General features: G+C 53.4%; 26 protein-coding genes. 14 read left to right on the forward strand and 12 right to left on the reverse strand.

Features of this window, described 5'->3' with window-relative positions; translation table 11 throughout:
- The first annotated feature begins 19 nt into the window (after window positions 1-19).
- Window positions 20-1,288 carry a rod shape-determining protein RodA gene (gene rodA, locus NBE99_RS11210; RefSeq protein ID WP_250682144.1) on the forward strand — a complete coding sequence of 423 codons (1,269 nt, stop codon included), beginning with the start codon at window positions 20-22 and terminating at the stop codon, window positions 1,286-1,288.
- 7 nt (window positions 1,289-1,295) lie between these two features.
- On the opposite strand, the gene NBE99_RS11215 is transcribed toward rodA, so the two are convergent.
- Complete coding sequence (locus tag NBE99_RS11215; protein WP_250682145.1) at window positions 1,296-2,492, reverse strand: pentapeptide repeat-containing protein; 1,197 nt, start codon at window positions 2,490-2,492, stop codon at window positions 1,296-1,298.
- Between the two features lie 229 nt (window positions 2,493-2,721).
- On the opposite strand from NBE99_RS11215, the gene NBE99_RS11220 reads away from it, so the two are divergent.
- From NBE99_RS11220 to NBE99_RS11230, 3 genes are all read left to right on the forward strand, one after another.
- Window positions 2,722-2,847, forward strand: coding sequence for a photosystem II protein Y (locus NBE99_RS11220; protein WP_250682146.1), 126 nt, complete (start codon window positions 2,722-2,724; stop codon window positions 2,845-2,847).
- 142 nt (window positions 2,848-2,989) lie between these two features.
- On the forward strand, window positions 2,990-3,682 hold the full coding sequence (locus tag NBE99_RS11225; protein ID WP_250682147.1) for a HEAT repeat domain-containing protein: 693 nt from the start codon (window positions 2,990-2,992) through the stop codon (window positions 3,680-3,682).
- A gap of 86 nt (window positions 3,683-3,768) precedes the next feature.
- Window positions 3,769-4,275: a hypothetical protein gene (locus tag NBE99_RS11230; protein WP_250682148.1), complete on the forward strand. Its 507-nt coding sequence runs from the start codon at window positions 3,769-3,771 to the stop codon at window positions 4,273-4,275.
- Here the strand turns inward: NBE99_RS11230 and NBE99_RS11235 are convergent.
- From NBE99_RS11235 to hpf, 3 genes are all read right to left on the reverse strand, one after another.
- Window positions 4,272-4,649, reverse strand: coding sequence for a response regulator (locus tag NBE99_RS11235; RefSeq protein WP_250682149.1), 378 nt, complete (start codon window positions 4,647-4,649; stop codon window positions 4,272-4,274). The two genes, NBE99_RS11230 and NBE99_RS11235, sit on opposite strands and share 4 nt — an antisense overlap.
- Complete coding sequence (locus tag NBE99_RS11240) at window positions 4,642-6,099, reverse strand: ATP-binding protein (RefSeq protein ID WP_250682150.1); 1,458 nt, start codon at window positions 6,097-6,099, stop codon at window positions 4,642-4,644. The genes NBE99_RS11235 and NBE99_RS11240 overlap by 8 nt, the downstream gene beginning before the upstream one ends.
- Before the next feature lie 163 nt (window positions 6,100-6,262).
- Entirely contained in the window at window positions 6,263-6,880 is a 618-nt protein-coding gene (gene hpf / locus NBE99_RS11245; protein ID WP_250682151.1) for a ribosome hibernation-promoting factor, HPF/YfiA family, read from the reverse strand.
- 162 nt (window positions 6,881-7,042) lie between these two features.
- Between hpf and lipB the strand changes: the two genes are divergently transcribed.
- The 3 genes from lipB (at window position 7,043) to NBE99_RS11260 (ending at window position 9,417) form a co-directional block, all read left to right on the forward strand.
- Window positions 7,043-7,723: a lipoyl(octanoyl) transferase LipB gene (gene lipB, locus NBE99_RS11250; protein ID WP_250682152.1), complete on the forward strand. Its 681-nt coding sequence runs from the start codon at window positions 7,043-7,045 to the stop codon at window positions 7,721-7,723.
- A gap of 220 nt (window positions 7,724-7,943) precedes the next feature.
- Window positions 7,944-8,927, forward strand: a complete 984-nt coding sequence (locus NBE99_RS11255; protein WP_315897267.1) for an RNA polymerase sigma factor, RpoD/SigA family — start codon at window positions 7,944-7,946, stop codon at window positions 8,925-8,927.
- Window positions 8,908-9,417: a cupin domain-containing protein gene (locus NBE99_RS11260; RefSeq protein ID WP_250682153.1), complete on the forward strand. Its 510-nt coding sequence runs from the start codon at window positions 8,908-8,910 to the stop codon at window positions 9,415-9,417. Before NBE99_RS11255 ends, NBE99_RS11260 begins: the two co-directional genes overlap by 20 nt.
- Here NBE99_RS11260 and NBE99_RS11265 read toward each other — a convergent pair.
- Together NBE99_RS11265 and NBE99_RS11270 are read right to left on the reverse strand one after the other, a co-directional pair.
- Entirely contained in the window at window positions 9,414-11,195 is a 1,782-nt protein-coding gene (locus NBE99_RS11265; protein WP_250682154.1) for a mechanosensitive ion channel domain-containing protein, read from the reverse strand. The genes NBE99_RS11260 and NBE99_RS11265 overlap by 4 nt on opposite strands.
- Window positions 11,192-11,659 (reverse strand): ankyrin repeat domain-containing protein, encoded by a 468-nt coding sequence (locus NBE99_RS11270; RefSeq protein WP_250682155.1) that lies wholly within the window; start codon window positions 11,657-11,659, stop codon window positions 11,192-11,194. Before NBE99_RS11270 ends, NBE99_RS11265 begins: the two co-directional genes overlap by 4 nt.
- A gap of 103 nt (window positions 11,660-11,762) precedes the next feature.
- On the opposite strand from NBE99_RS11270, the gene petN reads away from it, so the two are divergent.
- The 5 genes from petN to dcd all read left to right on the forward strand — a co-directional run bounded on the left by petN (window position 11,763) and on the right by dcd (window position 14,839).
- Window positions 11,763-11,852, forward strand: a complete 90-nt coding sequence (petN, locus tag NBE99_RS11275; protein WP_011056671.1) for a cytochrome b6-f complex subunit PetN — start codon at window positions 11,763-11,765, stop codon at window positions 11,850-11,852.
- Window positions 11,853-11,870: 18 nt separating this feature from the next.
- Window positions 11,871-12,026, forward strand: a complete 156-nt coding sequence (locus NBE99_RS11280; RefSeq protein WP_250682156.1) for a hypothetical protein — start codon at window positions 11,871-11,873, stop codon at window positions 12,024-12,026.
- Entirely contained in the window at window positions 12,026-13,780 is a 1,755-nt protein-coding gene (argS, locus tag NBE99_RS11285; RefSeq protein ID WP_250682157.1) for an arginine--tRNA ligase, read from the forward strand. Before NBE99_RS11280 ends, argS begins: the two co-directional genes overlap by 1 nt.
- Window positions 13,781-13,896: 116 nt before the next feature.
- A complete protein-coding gene (locus tag NBE99_RS11290) occupies window positions 13,897-14,160 on the forward strand; it encodes a hypothetical protein (RefSeq protein WP_250682158.1) in 264 nt (87 codons plus the stop codon).
- 97 nt (window positions 14,161-14,257) lie between these two features.
- Window positions 14,258-14,839, forward strand: a complete 582-nt coding sequence (dcd, locus tag NBE99_RS11295; RefSeq protein WP_250682159.1) for a dCTP deaminase — start codon at window positions 14,258-14,260, stop codon at window positions 14,837-14,839.
- Here the strand turns inward: dcd and NBE99_RS11300 are convergent.
- The 4 genes from NBE99_RS11300 to NBE99_RS11315 are packed head-to-tail and all read right to left on the reverse strand — an operon-like array spanning window position 14,806 to window position 17,586.
- Entirely contained in the window at window positions 14,806-15,882 is a 1,077-nt protein-coding gene (locus NBE99_RS11300; RefSeq protein WP_250682160.1) for an Era-like GTP-binding protein, read from the reverse strand. The two genes, dcd and NBE99_RS11300, sit on opposite strands and share 34 nt — an antisense overlap.
- Entirely contained in the window at window positions 15,875-16,027 is a 153-nt protein-coding gene (locus NBE99_RS11305; RefSeq protein ID WP_250682161.1) for a hypothetical protein, read from the reverse strand. The genes NBE99_RS11300 and NBE99_RS11305 overlap by 8 nt, the downstream gene beginning before the upstream one ends.
- A gap of 3 nt (window positions 16,028-16,030) precedes the next feature.
- A complete protein-coding gene (locus tag NBE99_RS11310) occupies window positions 16,031-16,492 on the reverse strand; it encodes a pentapeptide repeat-containing protein (protein ID WP_250682162.1) in 462 nt (153 codons plus the stop codon).
- 38 nt (window positions 16,493-16,530) lie between these two features.
- The gene (locus tag NBE99_RS11315) at window positions 16,531-17,586 is read right to left on the reverse strand and encodes a peptidylprolyl isomerase (RefSeq protein WP_399371079.1); all 1,056 of its coding nucleotides are present in this window, start codon (window positions 17,584-17,586) and stop codon (window positions 16,531-16,533) included.
- Between the two features lie 189 nt (window positions 17,587-17,775).
- On the opposite strand from NBE99_RS11315, the gene NBE99_RS11320 reads away from it, so the two are divergent.
- Window positions 17,776-18,714, forward strand: a complete 939-nt coding sequence (locus tag NBE99_RS11320) for a metal ABC transporter substrate-binding protein (RefSeq protein ID WP_250682164.1) — start codon at window positions 17,776-17,778, stop codon at window positions 18,712-18,714.
- The gene (locus NBE99_RS11325; RefSeq protein ID WP_250682165.1) at window positions 18,711-19,457 is read left to right on the forward strand and encodes a metal ABC transporter ATP-binding protein; all 747 of its coding nucleotides are present in this window, start codon (window positions 18,711-18,713) and stop codon (window positions 19,455-19,457) included. Before NBE99_RS11320 ends, NBE99_RS11325 begins: the two co-directional genes overlap by 4 nt.
- On the opposite strand, the gene speY is transcribed toward NBE99_RS11325, so the two are convergent.
- Window positions 19,454-20,617 (reverse strand): homospermidine biosynthesis protein, encoded by a 1,164-nt coding sequence (gene speY / locus NBE99_RS11330; protein ID WP_250682166.1) that lies wholly within the window; start codon window positions 20,615-20,617, stop codon window positions 19,454-19,456. The genes NBE99_RS11325 and speY overlap by 4 nt on opposite strands.
- A gap of 202 nt (window positions 20,618-20,819) precedes the next feature.
- On the reverse strand, window positions 20,820-20,951 hold the full coding sequence (locus NBE99_RS13245) for a hypothetical protein (protein WP_256468046.1): 132 nt from the start codon (window positions 20,949-20,951) through the stop codon (window positions 20,820-20,822).
- Between the last annotated feature and the right edge of the window lie 61 nt (window positions 20,952-21,012).

Consider the following 21,012-nt stretch of genomic DNA (forward strand, 5'->3'; position numbering starts at 1 on the left):
AGAGACAGGACAGTTGCCGATGACTTGGCGAGTACTCCGACGGCGGACTTTTGGCTGGTTTTATCCTTGGCGAGGCGTGGATTGGCTGCTGCTGGGGGCTGTTTGGGCAACGACTGTCATTGGGGCGGTCTTCATTCACAGTAGTCAACTGCACCTAGAGGAAAACGATAGTCTCCAGCATTTATTAGTGGGGGGGATTGGTACGATTCTTGCCCTGATCCTTGCCCGCGTCCCGGAATCGGTCTTTATGGGCAGTCATTGGGTCATCTACGGCCTTAGTTGTGCCCTGCTGCTGGCGGTTGATCTCGTGGGGGTAGAGGCCAAGGGAGCAGAGCGCTGGTTGGCGATTGGCGGCTTTAACCTGCAACCCTCGGAGTTTGCCAAAATTTCCCTCATTCTTACCCAAGCGGCACTGTTGCACCGCATTTCAGGCCACTCCCTGAAGGGAATTCTGAGTGTGTTTGCAGCCACCGCACCCCCCTTTTTCTTGATTTTGACGCAGCCGGATTTGGGCACGTCCCTTGTTTTCATTGCCATTACATTGACGATGCTGTACTGGGCGAATACGCCCGGCAGTTGGATTGTCTTGATGCTTTCCCCTTTGGTGGCGGCGATTCTCGTTGCCCTGCCTCTGCCCTACCAACTGAATCTCCTCATCTGGTTGGTGTGGACACTAGCGATGGCAGTCGTCGCTTGGCGGAGCTTGCCCTTGGGTTGGGTCGGCGGATTGGGGGGACTGGTGCTTAATTTAGGGGGGGCTGGCTTGGGGCAACTGCTTTGGAGTGTGCTCAAGGATTATCAGAAAACCCGTATTCTCATGTTTCTTGACCCCGACAAAGATCCCCTTGGGGCTGGCTACCACTTGATTCAATCGCGGATTGCCATTGGTGCCGGTGGCCTTTGGGGGCGAGGTATTTTTCAAGGCACTCAGACCCAGTTGGGGTTTATTCCCGAACAGCATACGGACTTTATTTTTTCGGCGATCGCTGAGGAGACGGGGTTCATTGGCAGTTTAGTTCTCCTATGCCTCTTTTGGTTAATTGGTTTGCGCTTATTGCAAATTGCCAATAGTGCAGGTCATGACTTTGGCTCATTGCTGGCGATTGGTCTATTTGCCATGATCCTGTTTCAAGTGGTGGTGAATATTGGCATGACCATTGGTTTGCTCCCCGTGACAGGAATGCCGTTACCGCTGGTGAGTTATGGCCGCTCAGCCATGCTGGCGACCTATCTTGGCTTAGGTATGGTCCTCTCCGTGGCGAATCATCGCCCGCGATCGCGCTACTAACTAGGTGCTAGCGTCCTAGCTTGTTAGGAATTCCCTCACAGCCACCGGGAATTGTTTCACGGGAACGGCTGCCACTCCAAGCACAGCAATAGTAGCGCTGTTCTTCAGAAAGATTTTTCACATTTGTAAAGTTGACATCCTCAACCACCGCACCCGTCTGCGCCCCAGTGCGAAAGTTGGGGGGATTGAGGCGATCGCGGGGACTGGCCTGCTCGGCGGTGCCATAAAAGAAGCGAACACGACTGAGATCGGCATTGGTGAAATCTGCCCCTTGCAAAATCGCACCAGCCAGATTGGCTCGTGTCAAATTACAGTTGCGAAAGAGCGTTCCTGTGAGATTGGCCTCACTCAACTCGGTCCAGCGTAAGTCGGTACCACTGAGATCAGCACCGGCTAGCATACTGCCAAGGTTAATCACGCGCACGCCATACTCAACATCTTCCTCATAGCCACCTAGCCCATCAAAAATCGCCCGTCCCAGCCGGCGATCGCGCTTTAGCGGCGATAGTAACTTTGCTCCTGACAAAAAGCGAATGATTTTGGCCTTGCCTTCGGCATCCAGTCCCCCCAAGATGGCGGCAGTGCGTCCCTCCGCGATCGCGCGCTCCGGCGGCCAATCCTCCAATAACCCCTCATCGTCAAGGATGAGATCGGCAATCCCTTGGAAATAACTGTCAATGGTTTGCTGTTGGGTAATGCGGTTTTGTTGAGTGGTCAAGTCCCGTGAGATGACGTACTGCCGCCAAGCCACATAGGCTGCCAACAGCGCCACCAAAATTTGCCCCAAGGCACCGAAGCCCTCAGCCAGTGCCCCCACCGCATCCCAGTTCGTGCCTTGAAACCGTGACCGAATCCAGTCCATAGCCCCGGTCATGGCAATGAGCGCCACCACCGTCAAACTCAGGCCCAGTGAGGCCAAAATGAACTGCCGTTGCTGTTCCGTTAGATCTTCCGTAAACCAGTGGTAGGTCGAAGTCCAGACCAAGGGAAAACTCAGTCCCCCCAGCACTAGAGCAGCCACCACACCCACCGCATCCCAATCCAGCCCCCAAGCCACCAAGACAGTGACCATGGCGATCGGCATCAACACCGAACGTAGGGACTGCCAACCCGTGCGCCAACGATTACGAGCTGCTAACACTTTACTGAGACGCAGAGCAGCCGCCGTTTGGTTTTCACGGAGGGTCATTTTGTCTTCGCCCATCAGGATTTGGCCTTAAAGGAGTTAAACCAATCATACAGACCTTTTCCCAAGGGGAGAACACACTTAAAACTCTGAAAGTCAGCATTAGGGAGGGATAGCCTGTCAATGGTTTAGAAAAGGTCTGGCCTCAGAATCTTTCTTTGTTGCATCGCGTCCCCCTTTCTCTCCTTAGAGAAGCCTGTACAATAATTCATAAAGTTTTCAGAAAACATTTTGGGAGGTTATGGGTATGGATTGGCGTGTCCTGATTGTCCTGTTACCTGTCCTACTGGCTGCGGGCTGGGCAGCTCGCAATATTCTGCCCTATGCAGTGAAGCAGGTTCAAAAGCTCCTGCAAAAAGCAAAAGCAGCCTAGGACTTGGATCTTAGATATTTGTTGGGCAAGTTCTCCCCAAGAGATCAGCAGGAGTCTTTCCACTGGTTTTACTTTGGGGAGACTTTACTTATAATGGGGGATATATTGTTAATTTTTGTAAATTAGTTTTCAGGTTACTGCCATGCCCTCCCTCGAACAGCTTGCCCATCAACTGGAAAGTCCCAATTCCCGCGATCGCCTGCTGGCGCTAGCGGCGCTACGGGATGTCCCCTCTGCGGATGCCGTACCCCTGATTAAAAAAGTCCTTTGGGACGAAAATCTACAGATTCGCTCAATGGCTGTGTTTGCCCTTGGTGTCAAATCCACACCGGAGTGTTTTGAAATTCTGGTGCAGTTGCTTGAGAGTGAACCTGATTATGGTATTCGTGCCGATGCTGCAGGCGCCTTGGGCTATCTCGAAGATGGGCGTGCCTTTGAACCTCTGGTGCGCGCCTTTTATGAAGACACCGATTGGTTAGTGCGCTTTAGTGCGGCTGTAGCGCTGGGGAATCTCAAGGATCCCCGCGCGGTGGATGTGTTGCGATCGGCGCTGAAAAGTCAGGAAGTCGTGATGCTCCAAGGGGCGATCGCCGCTCTGGGGGAAATTGGCGATCCCAGTGTTGTCGAAGATATTTTGCCCTTTGTGACTGCAGAGGATTGGTTGGTGCGGCAACGGCTCGCTGAAGCTCTAGGCAACCTGCCTAGCCCGAAAACCCAAGCCGCTCTGGAATACCTCGCCAAAGATGAGCATCCCCATGTGGCGACGGCAGCCCAGATTTCTTTGCAACGCTTGCAAGAACGACTTTTCTCTGAAGTTCAGGGCACTGGCAATTGAGATCAAACTTTTTTGCCCACTGCGGTTTCTGCCACAACTCTCTAAACTGGAAAGAAAGGCGCGGCATCCGCAGTAACCTAATCTCTATGTCTATCCGAATTAAATTTCTTCCCTACCTCGTGGCAGTGCTGATCGGGGTAATTGGTGCGATTATTCTTTCGCAACTGCACTTTACGCTCTGGTGGGAGCCAGACCTGCTGACCCAACCGCCACCCATTGTCGAAGTAGAACCAGAAACAGCTCCTGTTCAGCCGTTACCCACTCCCCAAGCGCCAGCCAACCCGCAGCCGAATGGGCTACGCATCAGTAATCAAACGGCCTTTCCAGTGCGCGTGGTGTTGCTCGCTGCCCGCGATCGCGCCCATCCTGATCAAGGCGCAGTTCACTGGGATTTTGCTCCTATGGAAGGCAATATTAAGGGATTACTATTAACGCTGCCCGAAGGTAAGCTCACCCTCCAGTCGGGGGATATTGTCTTGGCTTTTACCCTCGATGGTTCCAAACGCTATTGGGGACCCTATGTCATTGGTGAAAATAGCGAACTTCAGCGCGATCGCCAAACGCAGGAATGGCAGTTGATCCTGCGTCCCTAGGAGCCCTCTGAAGAAAGACCCGAACGGATAGTTTCCACCAGTTCCTCGCTGTGCCAAGGCTTGTACAAACAGCGATGCAAATTGGCCGCCTCATCCGCTTGGCCAGTGAGCATGACTTTCAACCCCTTGGGAAACCGCTGATGCACTTGAACCAGAAACTCATCCCCTCGTACCCGTGGCATCAGCCAATCGGAGACAATGACGATGATTTCGGTGCTGTCCTGCTGAAATTCATCAATAATTTCTAGCGCTTCCTCGGCACTTTCTGCGGTTTCATAGAGGTAGCGATCGCCAAAAGCCGTTCGCAGCTGGGTTCGCAGGCTCTCAAGGATGACTCGTTCATCATCCACACATAAGATGACTGGCTTAGACATGGGGGGCATCATCTATCGGTAAACCAACCCGAAACTGCGTGCAACCGGGGCGGGAGGTTACCTCGATCTTGCCTTGATGCTTGTCAATCATTTGGCGGACAATATCGAGTCCGAGACCGTTGCCTTCACCCGCAGGCTTGGTGGTAAAAAATGGCTCAAAAATGCGGGGCAACACCGCCGCTGGAATCCCGCAGCCACTATCAATAATCTCTACCCAGAGATGAGACTGTGCTTGACGTACCACAATTTCCAAGCGCCCGCGCTCTTCCATTGCTTGCAAGGCATTGTGAATCAAAGTTTGGCCATACCTGCGTAGTTCATCGGCATAGCAAGGAATCGGCGGCACTGGCTCATAGCGTCGCACCACCTCAACCCCATGCTTGAGCTTGTTGTGATAAAGGGTCAACACTGTTTCTATCCCATTCACTACTTGGGCTGAGACCTTCTCGCTATTTTGATTCATGCGGGCATAGGTTTTGAGGGCAAACACCACCTTGGCCGCTCGCTCAATCGCCGTCGTAATGGTGTGGGTACTGCGATCCAACAATGCCAATTGATGGGCAAGTTCGACAACCTGTTGGCCTTGGGGCGTCTGCAACAGGGTCAAGAGTTCGGGTGCAGGGCTGAGCACCCCTAGATCAATCAACGTTTCTGCCCAACCATCGGTATTGCTGATTCCTTGGGCGTCTAACTGTGCCATGATCTGGCGCTTGTACTGCCGCCGTTCCCGACTGGAGAGGGCAAGGGATTCACTGCGACTCTGACCACACAGAGCAGCAAATTGCTCAAAGACAGGATCAGAGAGTTGGCGAACCACTGTGGGTAGGAGCGGCAGCGATCGCTCAGTGCAGAGATTAATCGTCTCAATGGAAGAGCGAATGGCTCCTAAAGGGGTATTGATTTCATGAGCAACCCCGGCCACCAGTTGTCCCAAGGCCGCCATTTTCTCCGCATGAATCAGTTCCTGTTGGGCTTTTTGCAGTTGATGGAGAGTGGCCTCTAACTCTTGATTTTTTTGCTGTAGGTCCTGTTCTGCGGCTTGCAGGCGGGCTAGGGCAATGTGTTGAGCCGTGACATCTTGGACAAACCCTTCAAAATAGAGCATTTGGCCATTGGTATCCCGCACCACGCGGCAGGTTTCCGAAATCCAGCAGCGACTGCCATCGCGGCGGTAGATCTCCGATTCAAAGTTGGTCAGTGTATCCTGCTGCGCCATCAGGTCAATAAATCGCTGCCGCTGCTCGGGGTCAACATACAGCCGCGCATGGGCATTGGGCTGTGCCGCCAGCAAATCAGCAACGGAGTCATAGCCGTAAATGTGGGCAAGGGCAGGATTGGCACACAGATAGTTTCCCGCGAGATCCGTTTGGAAAATTCCCACAACTGCGTTTTCAAAGATGCTCTGAAAGTTCAAGTCACCACCATTGGTCAAGGGGGTCGTGGAGCCCATGGATTGCCCTCACATTCATCTCACTACCACCCTACCGTCCTTTTCTAAAATCAGGGATACCTCAGATATGAGCCTCTCCTCTAATTGCTTGGACACTTTTGAGGGTGCGCCCTCCCTGTGAAAAGGACGATCAACAGTTGCGGGAATTTTCACAACACCCCTGCTAGTGGCTGGTTTTCACCATGGATTTCGCCGTAGCGTGATGATTGTCTTGGGAAGTGGGGCGGGGTTGAATCACCCCATAGCCCCCATGATTGCGTTCATAGACGACGTTAATTTCTCCCGTATCGCGGTTGCGAAAGACATAGAAGTCGTGATCCACCATTTCCAAGTGCTCAAGGGCTTCTTGGATACTCATGGGGGGCATGGCAAAGTATTTCATGCGCACCACTTGTTCGGGCAGTTGCGGTGTGCGATCGCCCAGCAAATCCGTCACCACTGCGGGTTCCACTACACTATTAGTGTCTTTAGCGCGGGACTTGTCTTGGCGTTTTTCTTTGAGTTTGCGGAGTTTGCGGGCAATTTTGTCAGCAACGAGATCAATACTGGCGTAGAGATTTTCACTGCTTTCTTCGGCGCGAATCACTGAGCCATTAACAAATAGGGTCACTTCAGCGGTTTGTTTAGGGGCTGTACTACGGTTACGAGCCACGGAAAGATGCACATCAACTTCGTTAATCACATTCTGGAAATGACTGGTGGCTCGCTCAATTTTTTGGTTCACATAGCTGCGAATGCCATCCGTAATATCAATGTTTTTACCGTGAATCACTAGCCTCATAGGGTTGCCTCCCCTGAGCAAAAAACAGATAAATCTAAGGCTGATCTACTTCCACCCTAACATCTTCGTATCGGGGATTACAGGGCATCCTGAGGCTCTTCACCTTTATTCGTGTTCTGTGATAATTCTTATCCTCTAGACCTTGACAATCTGGCACCCCCTATGAAAACTACCCTCGGTTGGCATTGTGCCTTGGGGATCATCCCCTATCGCGACGCTTGGCGCTGGCAACAGCAGCTTGTGGCTGAGCGCTGTCAGAATCCCGCCGCTCTCGATGTCCTCCTTACCCTTGAGCATCCCCCCATCTATACCCTTGGCCAAGGGGCAACCACAGCTCACCTTCACTTTGATCCCGTGGCTACGGGCATTGAGGTATTGCGCATTGAGCGGGGAGGCGATGTCACCTACCACTGCCCCGGCCAATTGGTGGCCTACCCAATTTTGAATTTACGCCGCCACCGCTGCGATTTGCATTGGTATCTCCACCAGTTGGAGGAAGTCATGATTCAAACCCTAGGGCACTATGGCATTAAAGGGGAACGCGTTGCTGGCCTCACCGGTGTTTGGGTGGAGGGGTACAAGGTGGCGGCGATCGGGATCAAGGTGACCCGCTGGATTACCTTCCACGGCATTGCCCTCAATGTGGTGAACGATTTGAAGGGCTTTGGTCGCATTGTCCCCTGTGGCATTGGCGATCGCCCCGTCGGGAACCTGCGGCAGTTTTGTGCCGACATTACCTTAGAGGAGGTGCGCCAGCGGTTTGTGACTGCCTTCGGCCATGTTTTTGCCCTCGAATTTGCCCCCAAAGCTCTTGCGGATCTCCTGATCCCCGTCTCTACTTGACAAAATTTAATCTTTATTTCAGGAATCGGCTGTTATGAATTGGCAACTTTCGGGGCACAATTTAAGTCTAAGTAGATTAGGATACAGGCCAACTCCCTCTCACCTGCTAGGCTAACGCTATACAAACCTCAGCTTTATCAGTGCGAGTCGTCATCTTCATCTCGATAAATCTTTTATCTACATTCTTCCTTGCCAAATACTGTTTAGAATCTGTGCTGCTATGATGAACTCCGCTTCCAAAACTCCATCCCCTACACCCACTGTTAGCACCGATATGGTGCGCACATACCTACAGGAAATTGGGCGCGTGCCGCTGCTGACCCATGAACAGGAAATTATTCTGGGTAAACAGGTGCAGCAAATGATGGCACTGCGGGAAAAACGCGAGGCTCTCACCAAAGAACTGGGACGTGAACCCACCTTTGAAGAATGGGCGGCTGCCTCTAATCTCACGCCAACGGAATTGCGCAATATCCTTAAGCGCGGCGAACGAGCCAAGCAAAAAATGATTGAAGCCAACCTACGGCTGGTGGTTTCAGTGGCCAAGAAGTATCAAAAACGCAACCTAGAATTGCTGGACTTAGTGCAAGAGGGCACCCTTGGCCTCGAACGCGGTGTGGAGAAGTTTGATCCCACGCGAGGTTACAAGTTCTCTACCTATGCCTACTGGTGGATTCGTCAGGCAATTACGCGGGCGATCGCCCAACAGGCGCGCACGATTCGGCTGCCCATCCACATTACCGAGAAGCTGAACAAGATCAAACGCACTCAACGGGAACTGGCGCAAAAACTGGGACGGAGTGCCACCCCTGCTGAGGTGGCAGCAGCCCTAGAACTCGAACCGGAGCAAATCCGTGAATACCTGACCCTTGCGCGCCAACCCGTTTCCCTTGATCTGCGCGTCGGGGACAATCAGGACACTGAACTCGGTGAACTGCTCGAGGATGACAGTCTTTCGCCAGAGCAATTTACCACGGTGGAGGCTCTACGGGACGATGTCAACCTGTGGCTGGCGGAACTCACCCCGCAACAACGGCAAGTACTCACCCTGCGCTATGGGTTGGGGAATGGTCAGGAACTGTCCCTTGCCAAGGTGGGTGAGCAACTCAACCTGAGTCGGGAGCGAGTACGGCAACTGGAGCGGCAAGCCCTCGATCACCTGCGGCGGCGGCGCCAGCAAATGTATGAATACTTGGCCAGCTAAGGCGTGGATTGAGGCACTTGACCTGCAACCCCATCCAGAGGGGGGCTATTTCCGCGAGGTCTATCGCTCAGCAGGGAGCATTCCCGCAGCTGTTTTGCCTTCAGGCTTTCAGGGGGACGATCGCCCCTACTGCACAAGTATCTACTTTTTGCTCCCCGCCACGGCCTGTTCGCGGCTGCACCGTATTACCAGTGATGAACTGTGGCACTTTTATACGGGTAGTTGCCTGACCATTCACGTGATTTTACCCACAGGAGAGTATCAGCCCCTGCGCTTGGGGATCAATATCGCAGAGGGGGAGCAATTACAACAGGTGGTACCGGCGGGGGCCTGGTTTGGGGCAACAGTGGATGCGCCGGACAGTTTTAGTCTGGTGGGTTGTACCGTGGCACCGGGGTTTGACTTTCGCGATTTTGAATTGGGCGATCGCCAGCAGTTGCAGCAGCAGTTTCCCCAACACTGCACTTTGATTGAACGTCTAACCCCCTAAACACTAAAAAGCGTTTGTAAACGGCGGCGAATCCAATGCAGGGGGGGCAGGCTCTTCGTTTCTTGGGAATCGACTAGGCCCAGTTCTTGAAGCACCTGTTGTCGCGCTGCCAGTTCGTGGGCAATTTCCTCCGCCAATTGGGGCTGGGCTTGCAGTAGTCGCTGTACCGCTGAGCGATGTACCACAAATAGAACTGTTTCTTCCAAGGCTCGCACCGTCGCCGATCGCGGCATGCCCGTTAGCACTGAAATTTCGCCAAAGAAATCCCCCTCATAGAGCGTGGCTAAAATTTGATCCAACTGCTCAGAGCGCACTTCCACGGATCCCTCAAGGACAATGTAAAAGGCATCTCCCGGATCCCCTTCACAACAGATAATTTCCCCCACACCGTAAAACTGGCGATTGCCTAGCTCAATGAGCATTTGCAACTGGGCATTGGAACAGCGGGAAAAACAACTGATATTGCGCAGCATGTCAGCAAGGGAGGGTTCAGCTTTGGTTACTTCTCCAGTAGCCGGCTCAGCAACCGTGGAGGTTTCGGGTGCCCTTGCCACTGAACGCTGGTAATACTGCACCAAAGAGCGCAGTTCCCCCAAATCTCGCAACCGCAAATCCAACTGGGGAAAGGGAACTTCAATGTGCCGCTGCCGTAACTCCTGCTCAATGAGAAAATTGAGGGCACTTTTAATGGGTTCAGAATCCTGGGGACGGTTAATCCACACCAGCAGTTCAAAGAGGTAGGCATTTTCACCAAAGCTGCGAAACCAAACACTGGGGGGTGGGGTCAGTAAGACACGAGGATCTTGGCGGGCAGCGCTCAGGAGCGCTTCGGTCACAAGGACGGTATCACTGCCATAGGCGACATTCACAGGGATATGGATACGGCTATCGGGGCTACCGTAACTCCAGTTAACGACGTTCTTTTCAATAAAGCGGTTGTTGGGGACAATCACGTATTGGCTATCATTGGTGCGGATAATCGTGGCGCGAATGGAGATTTTCTCAACGGTGCCCAGCAGGCCATCCACTTCAATAAAATCCCCGACTTTGATCGGATGTTCCAGCAAAATCGCTAAACCGCTAATAAAGTTACTGGCGAGGGCTTGTAAACCAAAACCAAAACCAATCCCCAAAACCCCCGCCAATACAGTGAGGGAACTGAGATCAATGCCTGCGGTTTGCAGAACAATAATAAAGCCAATAAAGCTCAGGCTATAGCTAACCACGCGGGTGATGGTTTCTTGGCTGCCGCGATCCACCCGCAACTGCATGAGAATTCGGTTTTTGAGCCACTCGCTGACCCAGCGGGAGGTAAAAATCACTGCGAGGGAGAGAAAGAGAATTAAAAAGAGAAAGTTTAGGGTGATTTGCGTTCGCCCTAACTCCATGAAGGGGGTGTTAAACACGACGCCGACCCGCTGCAGGAGAAACTGAATCGTCCTGTCAATGCGTTCGTGCCAAGGCGCTAAACTCTCTACGGATTGCAGCACCCAAGATAAAACCAATGACCAAAGTAGGATTCGCAACGCTAGGCGCAATAGAGCCGTCCCTAAGGAAATCCAAGGTTGGGAGGGGTGGCTGACTTTCTGATCAAGCCGCTGTTGCAGTTGATCAATGCCCTTTTGCAGTAGCCAGTCAGTGACAATCGCGATCGCCACAATGGCAACAATTTGAGCGGCTTCAATCAAGGCGATTCGTAAGCGTTGTGTCCGCGCCAGTTGAGCAATGAGAATACTTGAGGGGGCTGCTGCTAGAAATAGGCTCAGATACTTCATCATGGTGCCAAAGATTGTGCGCGAGCGGCTTTAATGACTGCCACCACGTCGGTATGTTTCCCATCCAGCGCCCACACCAGAGCGGTCCAAGAATTTTGATCCTTGGCGTTTAGATCAGCACCTGCGGCAATGAGTTGCTTAACCGTAGCCGTTTGTCCCTTGGCCGCTGCCGCCATCAAAGGGGTGAGACCAAAGGCTGTTTGGGCATTGACATTGGCTCCTGCTGTAAGAAGTGTCTCAACAATTGCTGTGTGCCCGCCCCCTGCGGCGGCCATCAAGGGCGTCCAACCCTCACTATCCCCTTGGTTGACATCTACGCCCGCGGCAATCAGTGCATTGACAATCTCGGTGTGACCCAGTTCAGCGGCTAGGGCTAGTGCCTCTGCTGTGATCTCGATACCGTTGGCGATCGCCTCCTGGACAGCGGTTAGGTCTCCTTGCTCAATGGCGGTTTCAATTGCTGTCATCCCCTGCGTCATTGCCTGTGGCCTGCCTCTAATAACTCTAATAAAGAAAAGATAATCTATCTGAGTTAAAATGAGGTCTGCATTGAGTTCAGGATCGCATGCCATGGATATTATCACGCTCGGTTGGGTGGGTGTTCTCAGTGTCTTTACGCTCTCGATCGCCTTTGTGGTCTGGGGTCGCCACGGCATGTAGCGACGTAGGGCTGAGGGTATGACCGTTTCACTAGCCGATCTGTTGGTTCTTGTTGCTTTATTGCTGCTCATTCTCGTGACGGGCGGCATTGGTTATCTCACCTTTGCGGAGTGGCGCGATCGCCGGCGTCTGCAAGCGGAGCAAAAAGAACAACGACGGGGGCGCAAACGTTAATGGTGGCTCCTTTACGGCTTTTGGGCGATCGCCTCCTCAGTGCCCTACAATCAGTACTTCCCCTAGACAGCTATCCCCAGCTGCTGCTACTGCCGGCCAGCCAAGCCAAGTTTGGCGACTATCAATCTAATGTTTGCCTTAGCCTCGCCAAGCAGGTGGGCAAAGCCCCCCGTGAACTAGCCCAAGCGGTGGTGGCACATCTTAACGTTGAAGATATCTGTCAGCCCGTTGAAATCGCCGGTTCCGGCTTCCTTAATTTTCGTCTCAAGCCAGACTTTTTGGCACGCACCCTGCAAGCGGCTTTAGGGAGCGATCGCTTGGGCATTGCCCCTGTATCAAAGCCGCGCCGAGTGGTGGTTGATTTTTCCAGCCCCAACATTGCCAAGGAAATGCACGTCGGTCACCTGCGCTCCACCATTATTGGTGACTGCATTGCCCGCATTCTTGAATTTCAAGGACACGATGTGCTGCGGCTCAACCATGTGGGGGACTGGGGCACACAATTTGGCATGCTGATTGCCTACCTTGATGAGGTTTATCCTGACGCCCTGACTACGGCCAATGCCCTTGATTTGGGGGACTTAGTCAGCTTTTATAAAAAAGCCAAGCAGCGTTTTGACAGCGATCCTGAGTTCCAGCAAAAAGCGCGGCAGCAGGTGGTGGCGCTTCAGCAGGGGGAAGAACGGAGTCGCCGCGCGTGGCAGCTTCTATGTGAGCAATCGCGCCGCGAGTTTCAAAAGATCTACGATTTGCTGGATATTCAGCTCACGGAGCGAGGAGAGTCCTTCTACAATCCCTTTTTGCCGGCGGTGATTGAGGACTTAGCAGCTCTCGGCCTACTGGTGGAAGATCAAGGTGCCAAGGTGGTCTTTTTAGAGGGTTTCACCAATAAAGAGGGTCAACCCCAACCCTTGATTATTCAGAAGTCCGATGGGGGCTACAACTACGCAACCACGGATTTAGCCGCCCTGCGCTATCGCATTGACAAAGACCAAGCAGATTGGATTATCTATGTTACCGATGTTGGCCAGTCCACCCACTTTGCCCAAGTGTTTCAAGTGGCGCAGCGCGCAGGTTGGGTGCCTCCCCATGTCACGTTGACCCATGTCCCCTTTGGTTTGGTGCTGGGGGAAGATGGCAAACGCTTGAAAACGCGGTCTGGGGAAACGATTCGCCTCATGGATTTGCTGACGGAGGCGATCGCCCGCAGTCGAGCGGATTTAGAGCAACGCCTTGCCGCCGAAGGTCGCAGGGAATCTCCTGAATTCATTGACACGGTGGCGCGAGCGATCGGTATTGGTGCTGTCAAGTACGCGGATCTCAGCCAAAACCGCAACAGTAACTATGTCTTTAGCTATGACAAGATGCTCTCCTTGCAGGGCAACACTGCCCCCTACCTGCTCTATGCCTATGTGCGCGTCCAAGGACTGACGCGGCGCGGCGACATTGATTGGCGTACCCTCTCACCAGACACCCCCTTACACCTAGAGGATGAAACTGAGCAGAAGCTGGCCAAGCATCTTGTGCAACTGGAGGAAACCCTTGACCTTGTCAGTACCGAGCTACTGCCCAACCGCCTCTGCCAATACCTATTTGAACTGAGTCAGCTTTTTAACCAGTTCTACGATCGCTGCCCGATCCTCGCCGCCCCTGAGCCAACAAAACAATCCCGCTTGATCCTCGCCTATCTCACTGCCCAGACCCTTAAACTGGGACTCTCCCTACTGGGGATTCGAGTGTTGGATCGGATTTAGAGTGCCTAGCTATACTGGGGCGCAAGGCTGCTTCTGATTTTCCGAGTGTGGGAAGCCTGTGCTCTAAGCTTTTGCTGGCGGTCATCTTCCTGCTGATATGGCCGCATCTCTATCTCATGCAGTTTTATTTTCGGCTATTTCGCCGAGAATTACCCAATAGCCTAGAACTGGGCGGTTTGTTCATCATGTTCGTCATAGCAGGGGGAACGGGTATCGGTTTGCTAGTGGGTATAGCCATTGGGTTTGGTCTATTACCATGGCTTTGGCCTGAGTTGGGTCAACTATGGCAAGGGTTAACCGTGGTCGCTATCTATTTTGTCAATTCGCTCATCTGGTTTGAATTCGGCTATTGCTGGGGTCAGCGGGAAGCAAAGCGTTAATTCTCTTCTCTAGTGGCGTTCAGAGTGTTGAGCGTGTTCTATTGATGTGAAAAGGGCTGTAAGATACATTGGTTGTTTGTGCGGTTGCGGCAGCGCAATGATTAAAAATGATATTTGGATTCGGGCGATGGCTGCCCAAGGCATGATTCAGCCCTTTGAACCCACACTGGTGCGGCGAGTGGCCGAGCAGCCTGTGATTAGCTTTGGTCTTTCTTCCTACGGTTACGATATTCGCCTCAGCCCCAAGGAGTTTCGCATCTTTCGCCATGTGCCGGGAACAGTGGTCGATCCCAAAAACTTTAATCCTGCGAATCTGGAATCTGCGCCCCTCCATGAGGATGCCAATGGCGCCTTTTTTATTTTGCCCGCCCATTCCTACGGCCTTGGGGTGGCGCTAGAACGGCTACAGGTCCCCGAAAATGTGACGGTTTTGTGTATCGGCAAGAGTTCCTATGCCCGTGCGGGGATTATTGCCAACCTGACACCGGCAGAAGCGGGCTGGCGAGGCCATCTGACCTTAGAATTCTCGAATTCATCTAGTGCAGACTGCCGCATCTATGCCAATGAAGGAGTAGTGCAATTGCTCTTTTTTGAGGGTGAACCCTGCGATGTCAGTTATGAAAGGCGGCGAGGCAAATACCAAGATCAGCCGGAGGCGGTGACATTGGCGCGGGTTTGATGGAGTTGCTGCAACAGTCGCTGGGGACCATAGGCTCCCCATTGATAGCCCTGCTGAAGATAGGGATCAAGGCGGCGGCGAATCTGTTGGTAGCCCCAGAAGATCACTCCCCCCTGTAGGACAACATTGGTATTTACTCCCCAGAGTTCACTGCCGAAGGTCAGACCTTGCCAACTGGAGAGATAAATCGCCGCATACCATAGCAAGACAAACTGACTCAAGCTCCCAAAGGCAGGTAGGGGAAACGGCACGGCATAGGCTTGGCAGGCTTTGCGGATATAGGCGAGGGTACTGATCATCGCCAGCACGACATCGAAAAAGCCCCCCGGCAGCAGCAGGCTACCCATCATCTGTGCGGTTAACCAAAACCATGCCGACGTGTCTTGAGTGCCAAGCGCTGCCCCTAGGCTCTGTTCAACTTGACTGGCTTGGTGAAGAATTCGCAGGGCACGGGCACGGGGAGCCTCCTGTTGTAGCCACTGCTGAAGAAGCTGTCGCAGTTCGGGAATGCCTTGCCCCGTTGTGCTGCTCACAGCAATACCTTCAGCCATTGGCGGGTAGAGATCCGCCTTGGTGAGAATGAGCTTGTGGGGAATTCCAAGGCTGTTCAGGCGATCGCGCGCTCGGCATTCAACAGGTGTGAGGCTGTCTTGGGTCACAAAAAGGACGAGATCGGCTGTCTCCACTGCGGCCCACGTCATGGCTTCCCGTTCACTCCCCGCGACTTCATCAAGACCAGAGGTGTCCGTCAGATCAACAATTTGATCCTGACAGTGCCAGCGAACCGTTCGCGGCCATTGAGTCGTGCCATGAATGGCGCCCACGGGAAAAATCGCTTCGCCGTAGAGGGCATTCAAAAGGGCAGACTTGCCCCGACTGACTTGACCGAGGACAACGATGTGCCATGCGCTCTGGTGCAGGCGATCGCGCAAGTTATAAAGGGTCTGCCATTGAGCACTGAGTTGAGGATGGTGCGCCTGATGCCACGCGAGGAGTTCCTCTAGACATTTAGCTGTTATGTCTAGGATGGGTAGGCTACTCACGGCGAAACAGCGACCAATTGGAGGCCACCACCAAACCAACCGCAGCAATTAAGACGACCGGTAAGGGAATCACCCACTGCCGCAGGTGCAATACGGCTTCGCTGAGCAAGAACAAAATAATAAAGCTGGCGATCGCAATCCCCATAGGCTAGCGACGGCGGGTGGGTTCTTCTAAAAAGGAGGCCTTTTGACCATTGGGCAAGGTGGCATCACGGACTGTCCGTACTCGCGCTAGGAGATCGCGCCCCCCTAGAATCGCCTCCACCAACTGTGCCCCCACGAGAATGGCTCGATCTAAACGGGTCATGAGTAGGCTTGCTCCAGTGAGGTTGGCATTGGTGAGATTGGCTTTCGTTAAATCAGCGTTATTGAGGACAGCACCACTGAGGTTAGCGCGGCTGAGGTTGGCTCCGCGCAAGTTGGCAGCATTGAGGTTGGCTCCCCGCAGATCGGCTCCCTGAAGATGCCGCCCCCGTAACCGAGCATAGCTGAGATCGCAGTTGGGGCAATTGCCCGTGCGCCGCAGCTGTTCCAAATGGGCTGGATTGGCGGCCCAAGCAGGGGTACTGACTAGGAGCAGGCAAAGGGCAGGCGCAACCTTGACAATCATCGCACTCTCTCAACGGTGTCTATACTGGACATCCTAACCTACGCCGGTTGTACCAGATTTTCAAGGCCATCCACCACCTTAGCGGAGAGAATCTTATCCCCTTGGCGCAGTTGTCGCAGGGTTTCTTCTCCCTCTACGACATAGCCAAAGACGGCATAGCGACCATCCAAGAGGTTCAGTCCTGCGGGGGTCAATTCAGGTTCAAAGAGCAAAAAGAAAAATTGTGATGAGCCACCATTGGGATCATCGTTGGGACGCGCCAAGGCGACAGTACCATAGGCGGAAAAGGGGAGCACAGGATGTTCTAAGTAACGCCCTGCATCCTCAAGGGTGATGCCATAGAGAGGATACTTGTCGCCCTCCACCAGAATTTCAAGGGGAATGGCACGGTATTGGTTGGTTTTTGGGTCAATGAAGCCCACCTCTGGCCCCGGTGGATCCCCTGCTTGCAGCACATAGGATTCCTCAGCACGAGTAAAGGGCAGGCCATCGTAGAAGTGGCGTTGGATTAAGTCCACAAAGTTGCCAGCGGTCAGGGGGGCACTGTAGCCATCGACAACAATCGTGAGATTCCCCTTGGTGGTTTCCATTTCCACGGTGGCACGACCCAGCAATCGCGGCAGATGCTCGTAGCCCTTGGGAGGCGTATAGCTAAAGTTTTGTACCATCATGGCCTCCAAGTCCCCCACTTTATCGAGGGCGGCGGCTTTAGCGGGCAAGAGTTGGCTGCGATCTTTGGCTTTGGCGGCTTCCTGTAGCCTGTCGAGGGAGGTCTCTAACTCTGTCAACAGGGTTTTGGCTGCCTCCTGTTTCTCGGCAGGGAGACTTTTGAGCAGTTCATCGGCGCGATCGCGAACTATTACTTTGGCTTTACTAACGTTGCTGGCAATTTTTGACCACTGTTTGCCGCGCACCCAAAAAGAGATTTGTTCTAGATCCCTTTGCAGTTCTCGTACGGTTGGATTGTCAATCGGTAAGGCCCAACGGAGCAGCGCTTTGGGATCAGTAATGGCATTCCCTTGGGGCAAAGCAGCAATTAACGGATGTTCAACAGGCAGCGCGATCGCCAGCGGCGGCAGCAGGAATGTCCCCAACCAGAGGAGCAGTATCACCAGAAGAGCAAGCCAGCGTTTGCGTCGTTTCACCGTTTCTTCCCATGACTTCGTCTCCCCTCAGTGTATCGGACGGGGCGATCGCCCTCCAAGGGGGAGGTTTTCATTTTTCTTTCATTTTCTTGGGCATCCTGTGTTAGGCTGAGAATTATGAAAGGATTATGAAATATAATGCGCGGTTTGAGTTGGTTACTGGTGGGAATTCTCTTGGTGGGTGGGTGTGCAGCCCCTGCGCCACAACAACCTGAGGAAACTCGCCAAACCCGAACCAATCAAAATGAACGCCCCTTAGTGCTGACCACGTTTACAGTCCTTGCCGATATGGCACAACAGGTGGCGGGCGATCGCCTGCGGGTGGAATCCCTGATTAAACCGGGAGCTGAAGTCCACGGCTACGAATTTACCCCCAGTGACTTGGTGCGGGGGCAGGAAGCCGCTCTCATTTTAGAAAATGGCCTTGGCCTCGAACGTTGGGGCGATCGCTTCTACAACAGCCTACCAAATGTGCCCCGTGTCACACTCACAGAGGGGATTACCCCTATTCCCATTCAAGAGGATGCCTATCAAGGCAAACCCAATCCCCATGCGTGGATGTCACCCCAAAATGCCTTAGTATACGTTGAGAACATTCGCAAGGCGCTAACAGAACTTGATCCCGCTGGCGCAGACCTCTATGCCGCCAACGCCGAAGCCTACAAAGCCCAAATTCGCGCCCTTGATCAAGAGCTACGTCAAGCCCTAGCAGCTCTCCCTGCCAACAAACGCTACATCGTCACCTGTGAAGGTGCCTTCTCCTACCTTGCGCGGGATTATGACCTTGAGGAAGTGTATCTCTGGCCGGTGAATGCCGATCAGGAGGGGACGCCCCAACAAATGACACGGGTGATTGACATTGTGCGGCGTCAACAAATCCCCGCTGTGTTCTGTGAAAGTACGGTCAATGCTGGTCCCCAAAAACAGGTGGCACGGGAGTCTGGGGCCACATTTGCCGGCATTTTTTATGTGGATTCCCTATCGCCCCCTGACGGCAATGCACCGACATACCTTGACTTGCTGCGGTACAACATCAACACCCTGATTCGCGGTCTTATTGGGAGGACACCACCATGATTTCTAGCCCTGCCGTTGATTTACAAGATGTGACGGTCGCCTATCACCGTCACCTTGCTCTCCATGGAGCAACGTTGCAATTGCCCGCAGGCACCATCTGTGGGGTAGTGGGCATGAATGGGGCTGGCAAGTCAACCCTTTTCAAGGCGATCATGGGGTTTGTTAAACCCATTCGAGGTCAGGTGCGCATCCATGGCTTACCCCTCCGGCACGTGCAACGGCAGTCCCTTGTGGCCTATGTCCCCCAGAGCGAAGATGTGGACTGGCAGTTCCCTCTACGGGTCTGGGATGTCGTGATGATGGGGCGCTATGGCAAAATGAACTGGCTGCGCCAACCGAGAGCGGTCGATCGCCAGCGGGTACGGGAAAGTCTAGAGCAGGTGGAACTATGGCCCTTGCGGTACCGCCAAATTGGTGAACTCTCAGGAGGCCAAAAGAAACGCATGTTCCTTGCCCGCGCCTTTGCCCAAGAAGCACAGGTGTTGCTCTTGGATGAACCCTTTGCGGGTGTGGATGTGAAAACGGAGAAACTGATTATTGATCTCCTCATGGCAGAGCGGGAGAAGGGGCACACGATTCTCATCTCCACCCACGATCTCTCCTCAATTACCACCTTTTGTGATCAGGTGGTGCTGGTGAACCGCAGTATCTTGGCCTATGGCCGCACCAGTGAGGTGTTTACCCCAGAAAATCTGGCGCGAGCCTTCGAGGGATCCCTGAGGATCCCCCGGCGCTGTGACTAGCTGCGACGAATCGGCGTGCCACAGGGATAGGTGGCTACAGACGCTTCAGTGGGCAGGTCTTTCACCTTTTGCTGAAGTTGTGCTTGTAGGTAGAGCTGCTGGAGGCGTTCGACCATTTCGCCGCGGCGATCGTAGAGGCGTTTGAGAGGACGGGGTTGACAGCGACTCAGGCAGTAGGCAGTGAGGATGGGGAGGGCGATCGTGCTATCGGTGTAGCAGACCACCGTATCCCGCAACCCTTGGGGATCCACCTTGCCCCAACTGACGGCTTCACTGGGCACAGCGCCCGAGAGGCCACCTGTATCCGGACGCGCATCGGTAATCTGAATAAAGTAATCGTGTCCCCGTTCCTCTAGCCCCAAGACCTCATGGATTTGCGGCTGGGTTTGCAGCAGGAAGTTTTTCGGACTACCACCGCCAATAATTAACGCTGCACTCTTGCCCTTGCCCTCAGCCGCTTCACGGGCAAAGTAAGCAATGGCTGCGGTTTCATTGACATCAATGGCAGGGTCAATGACCAGTTTCGAGCCTTCGAGGGCGATCGCCGCCACATTCATACCAATGGAGCTATCACCGGGAGAGGAGGTGTAAATAGGCACACCACACTCATAGGCTGTGGCCAGCAAGCAGGAATGGGTTTGTCCCCGCTGCACTTCCAGTTCCCGCACATAGCGCCCTAAGTGGTAGTGAAACTCCGCTGTACCCATACGGCGCTGGAAAATTTCACTACGCAGCACTTGCCGCAAAAAGGCATCGGTTTCAAGGAGGACATCGTAGTCAAAGATAATGTCATAAATGCGGATTTTGCTTTCCTTGCGCAGTTGCACATCATCCACAAAAGGATGCGCCGCATAGAGATCCATGCCGAGGGCATAGTGAATGTCGTGGTAGAGATTAGCCCCAGTACTGATGATGTAATCAATAAACCCAGCGCGCACCAAAGGCGCAAGGGCAGAGATCCCCAAACCCGTCGGCGTCATGGCGCCTGAGAGGCTCAGACCAACCGTCACTTCTGGCTGAAACACCCGTTGGCTCAACAGTTGGCAAATTTCCCGCAAGCGTGCTGAGTTATAGGCAGTGAAGTATTTATCAATGAGTTCTGTCAAACTGATATTTTCGGGAATGGGAGCAGGGGTAATGGGGGTAGCAAATGCAGACATCGGTCGTTCCTCGCAAGCTAATTCCACAGCAGGCGCAGCCGCTCAGGCGGGAACTACCCCAACCACAGCATTGCTTAACCCGCTGAGGGGTTTTCATGGTTTCTAATAGCTAAAAACTTGAAGTGCCGTAACAGTGCTCAACGTGATCAACACTTCTGATCGACCCAGTTCACAACGGTGTGAACCTCCAGTTGCAGGCCGATCAGCTCATACTCGGTCCTTCGCAATGATCCACGACTGAGAGTGCAGGGATGGCTGCTCGCCGTTGGCGCAACCCCATTTCGAGATACCAAGGTGTGATGTTGGGATAGCCCATCAACGTCAATTGTTTCACTGTTGACAAGTCCCATACCCTTACATTACGAGATCACTATAACACTTCATTACCCAATTTG

The sequence above is a fragment of the Thermosynechococcus sp. HN-54 genome (assembly GCF_023650955.1).
GTDB lineage: Bacteria > Cyanobacteriota > Cyanobacteriia > Thermosynechococcales > Thermosynechococcaceae > Thermosynechococcus.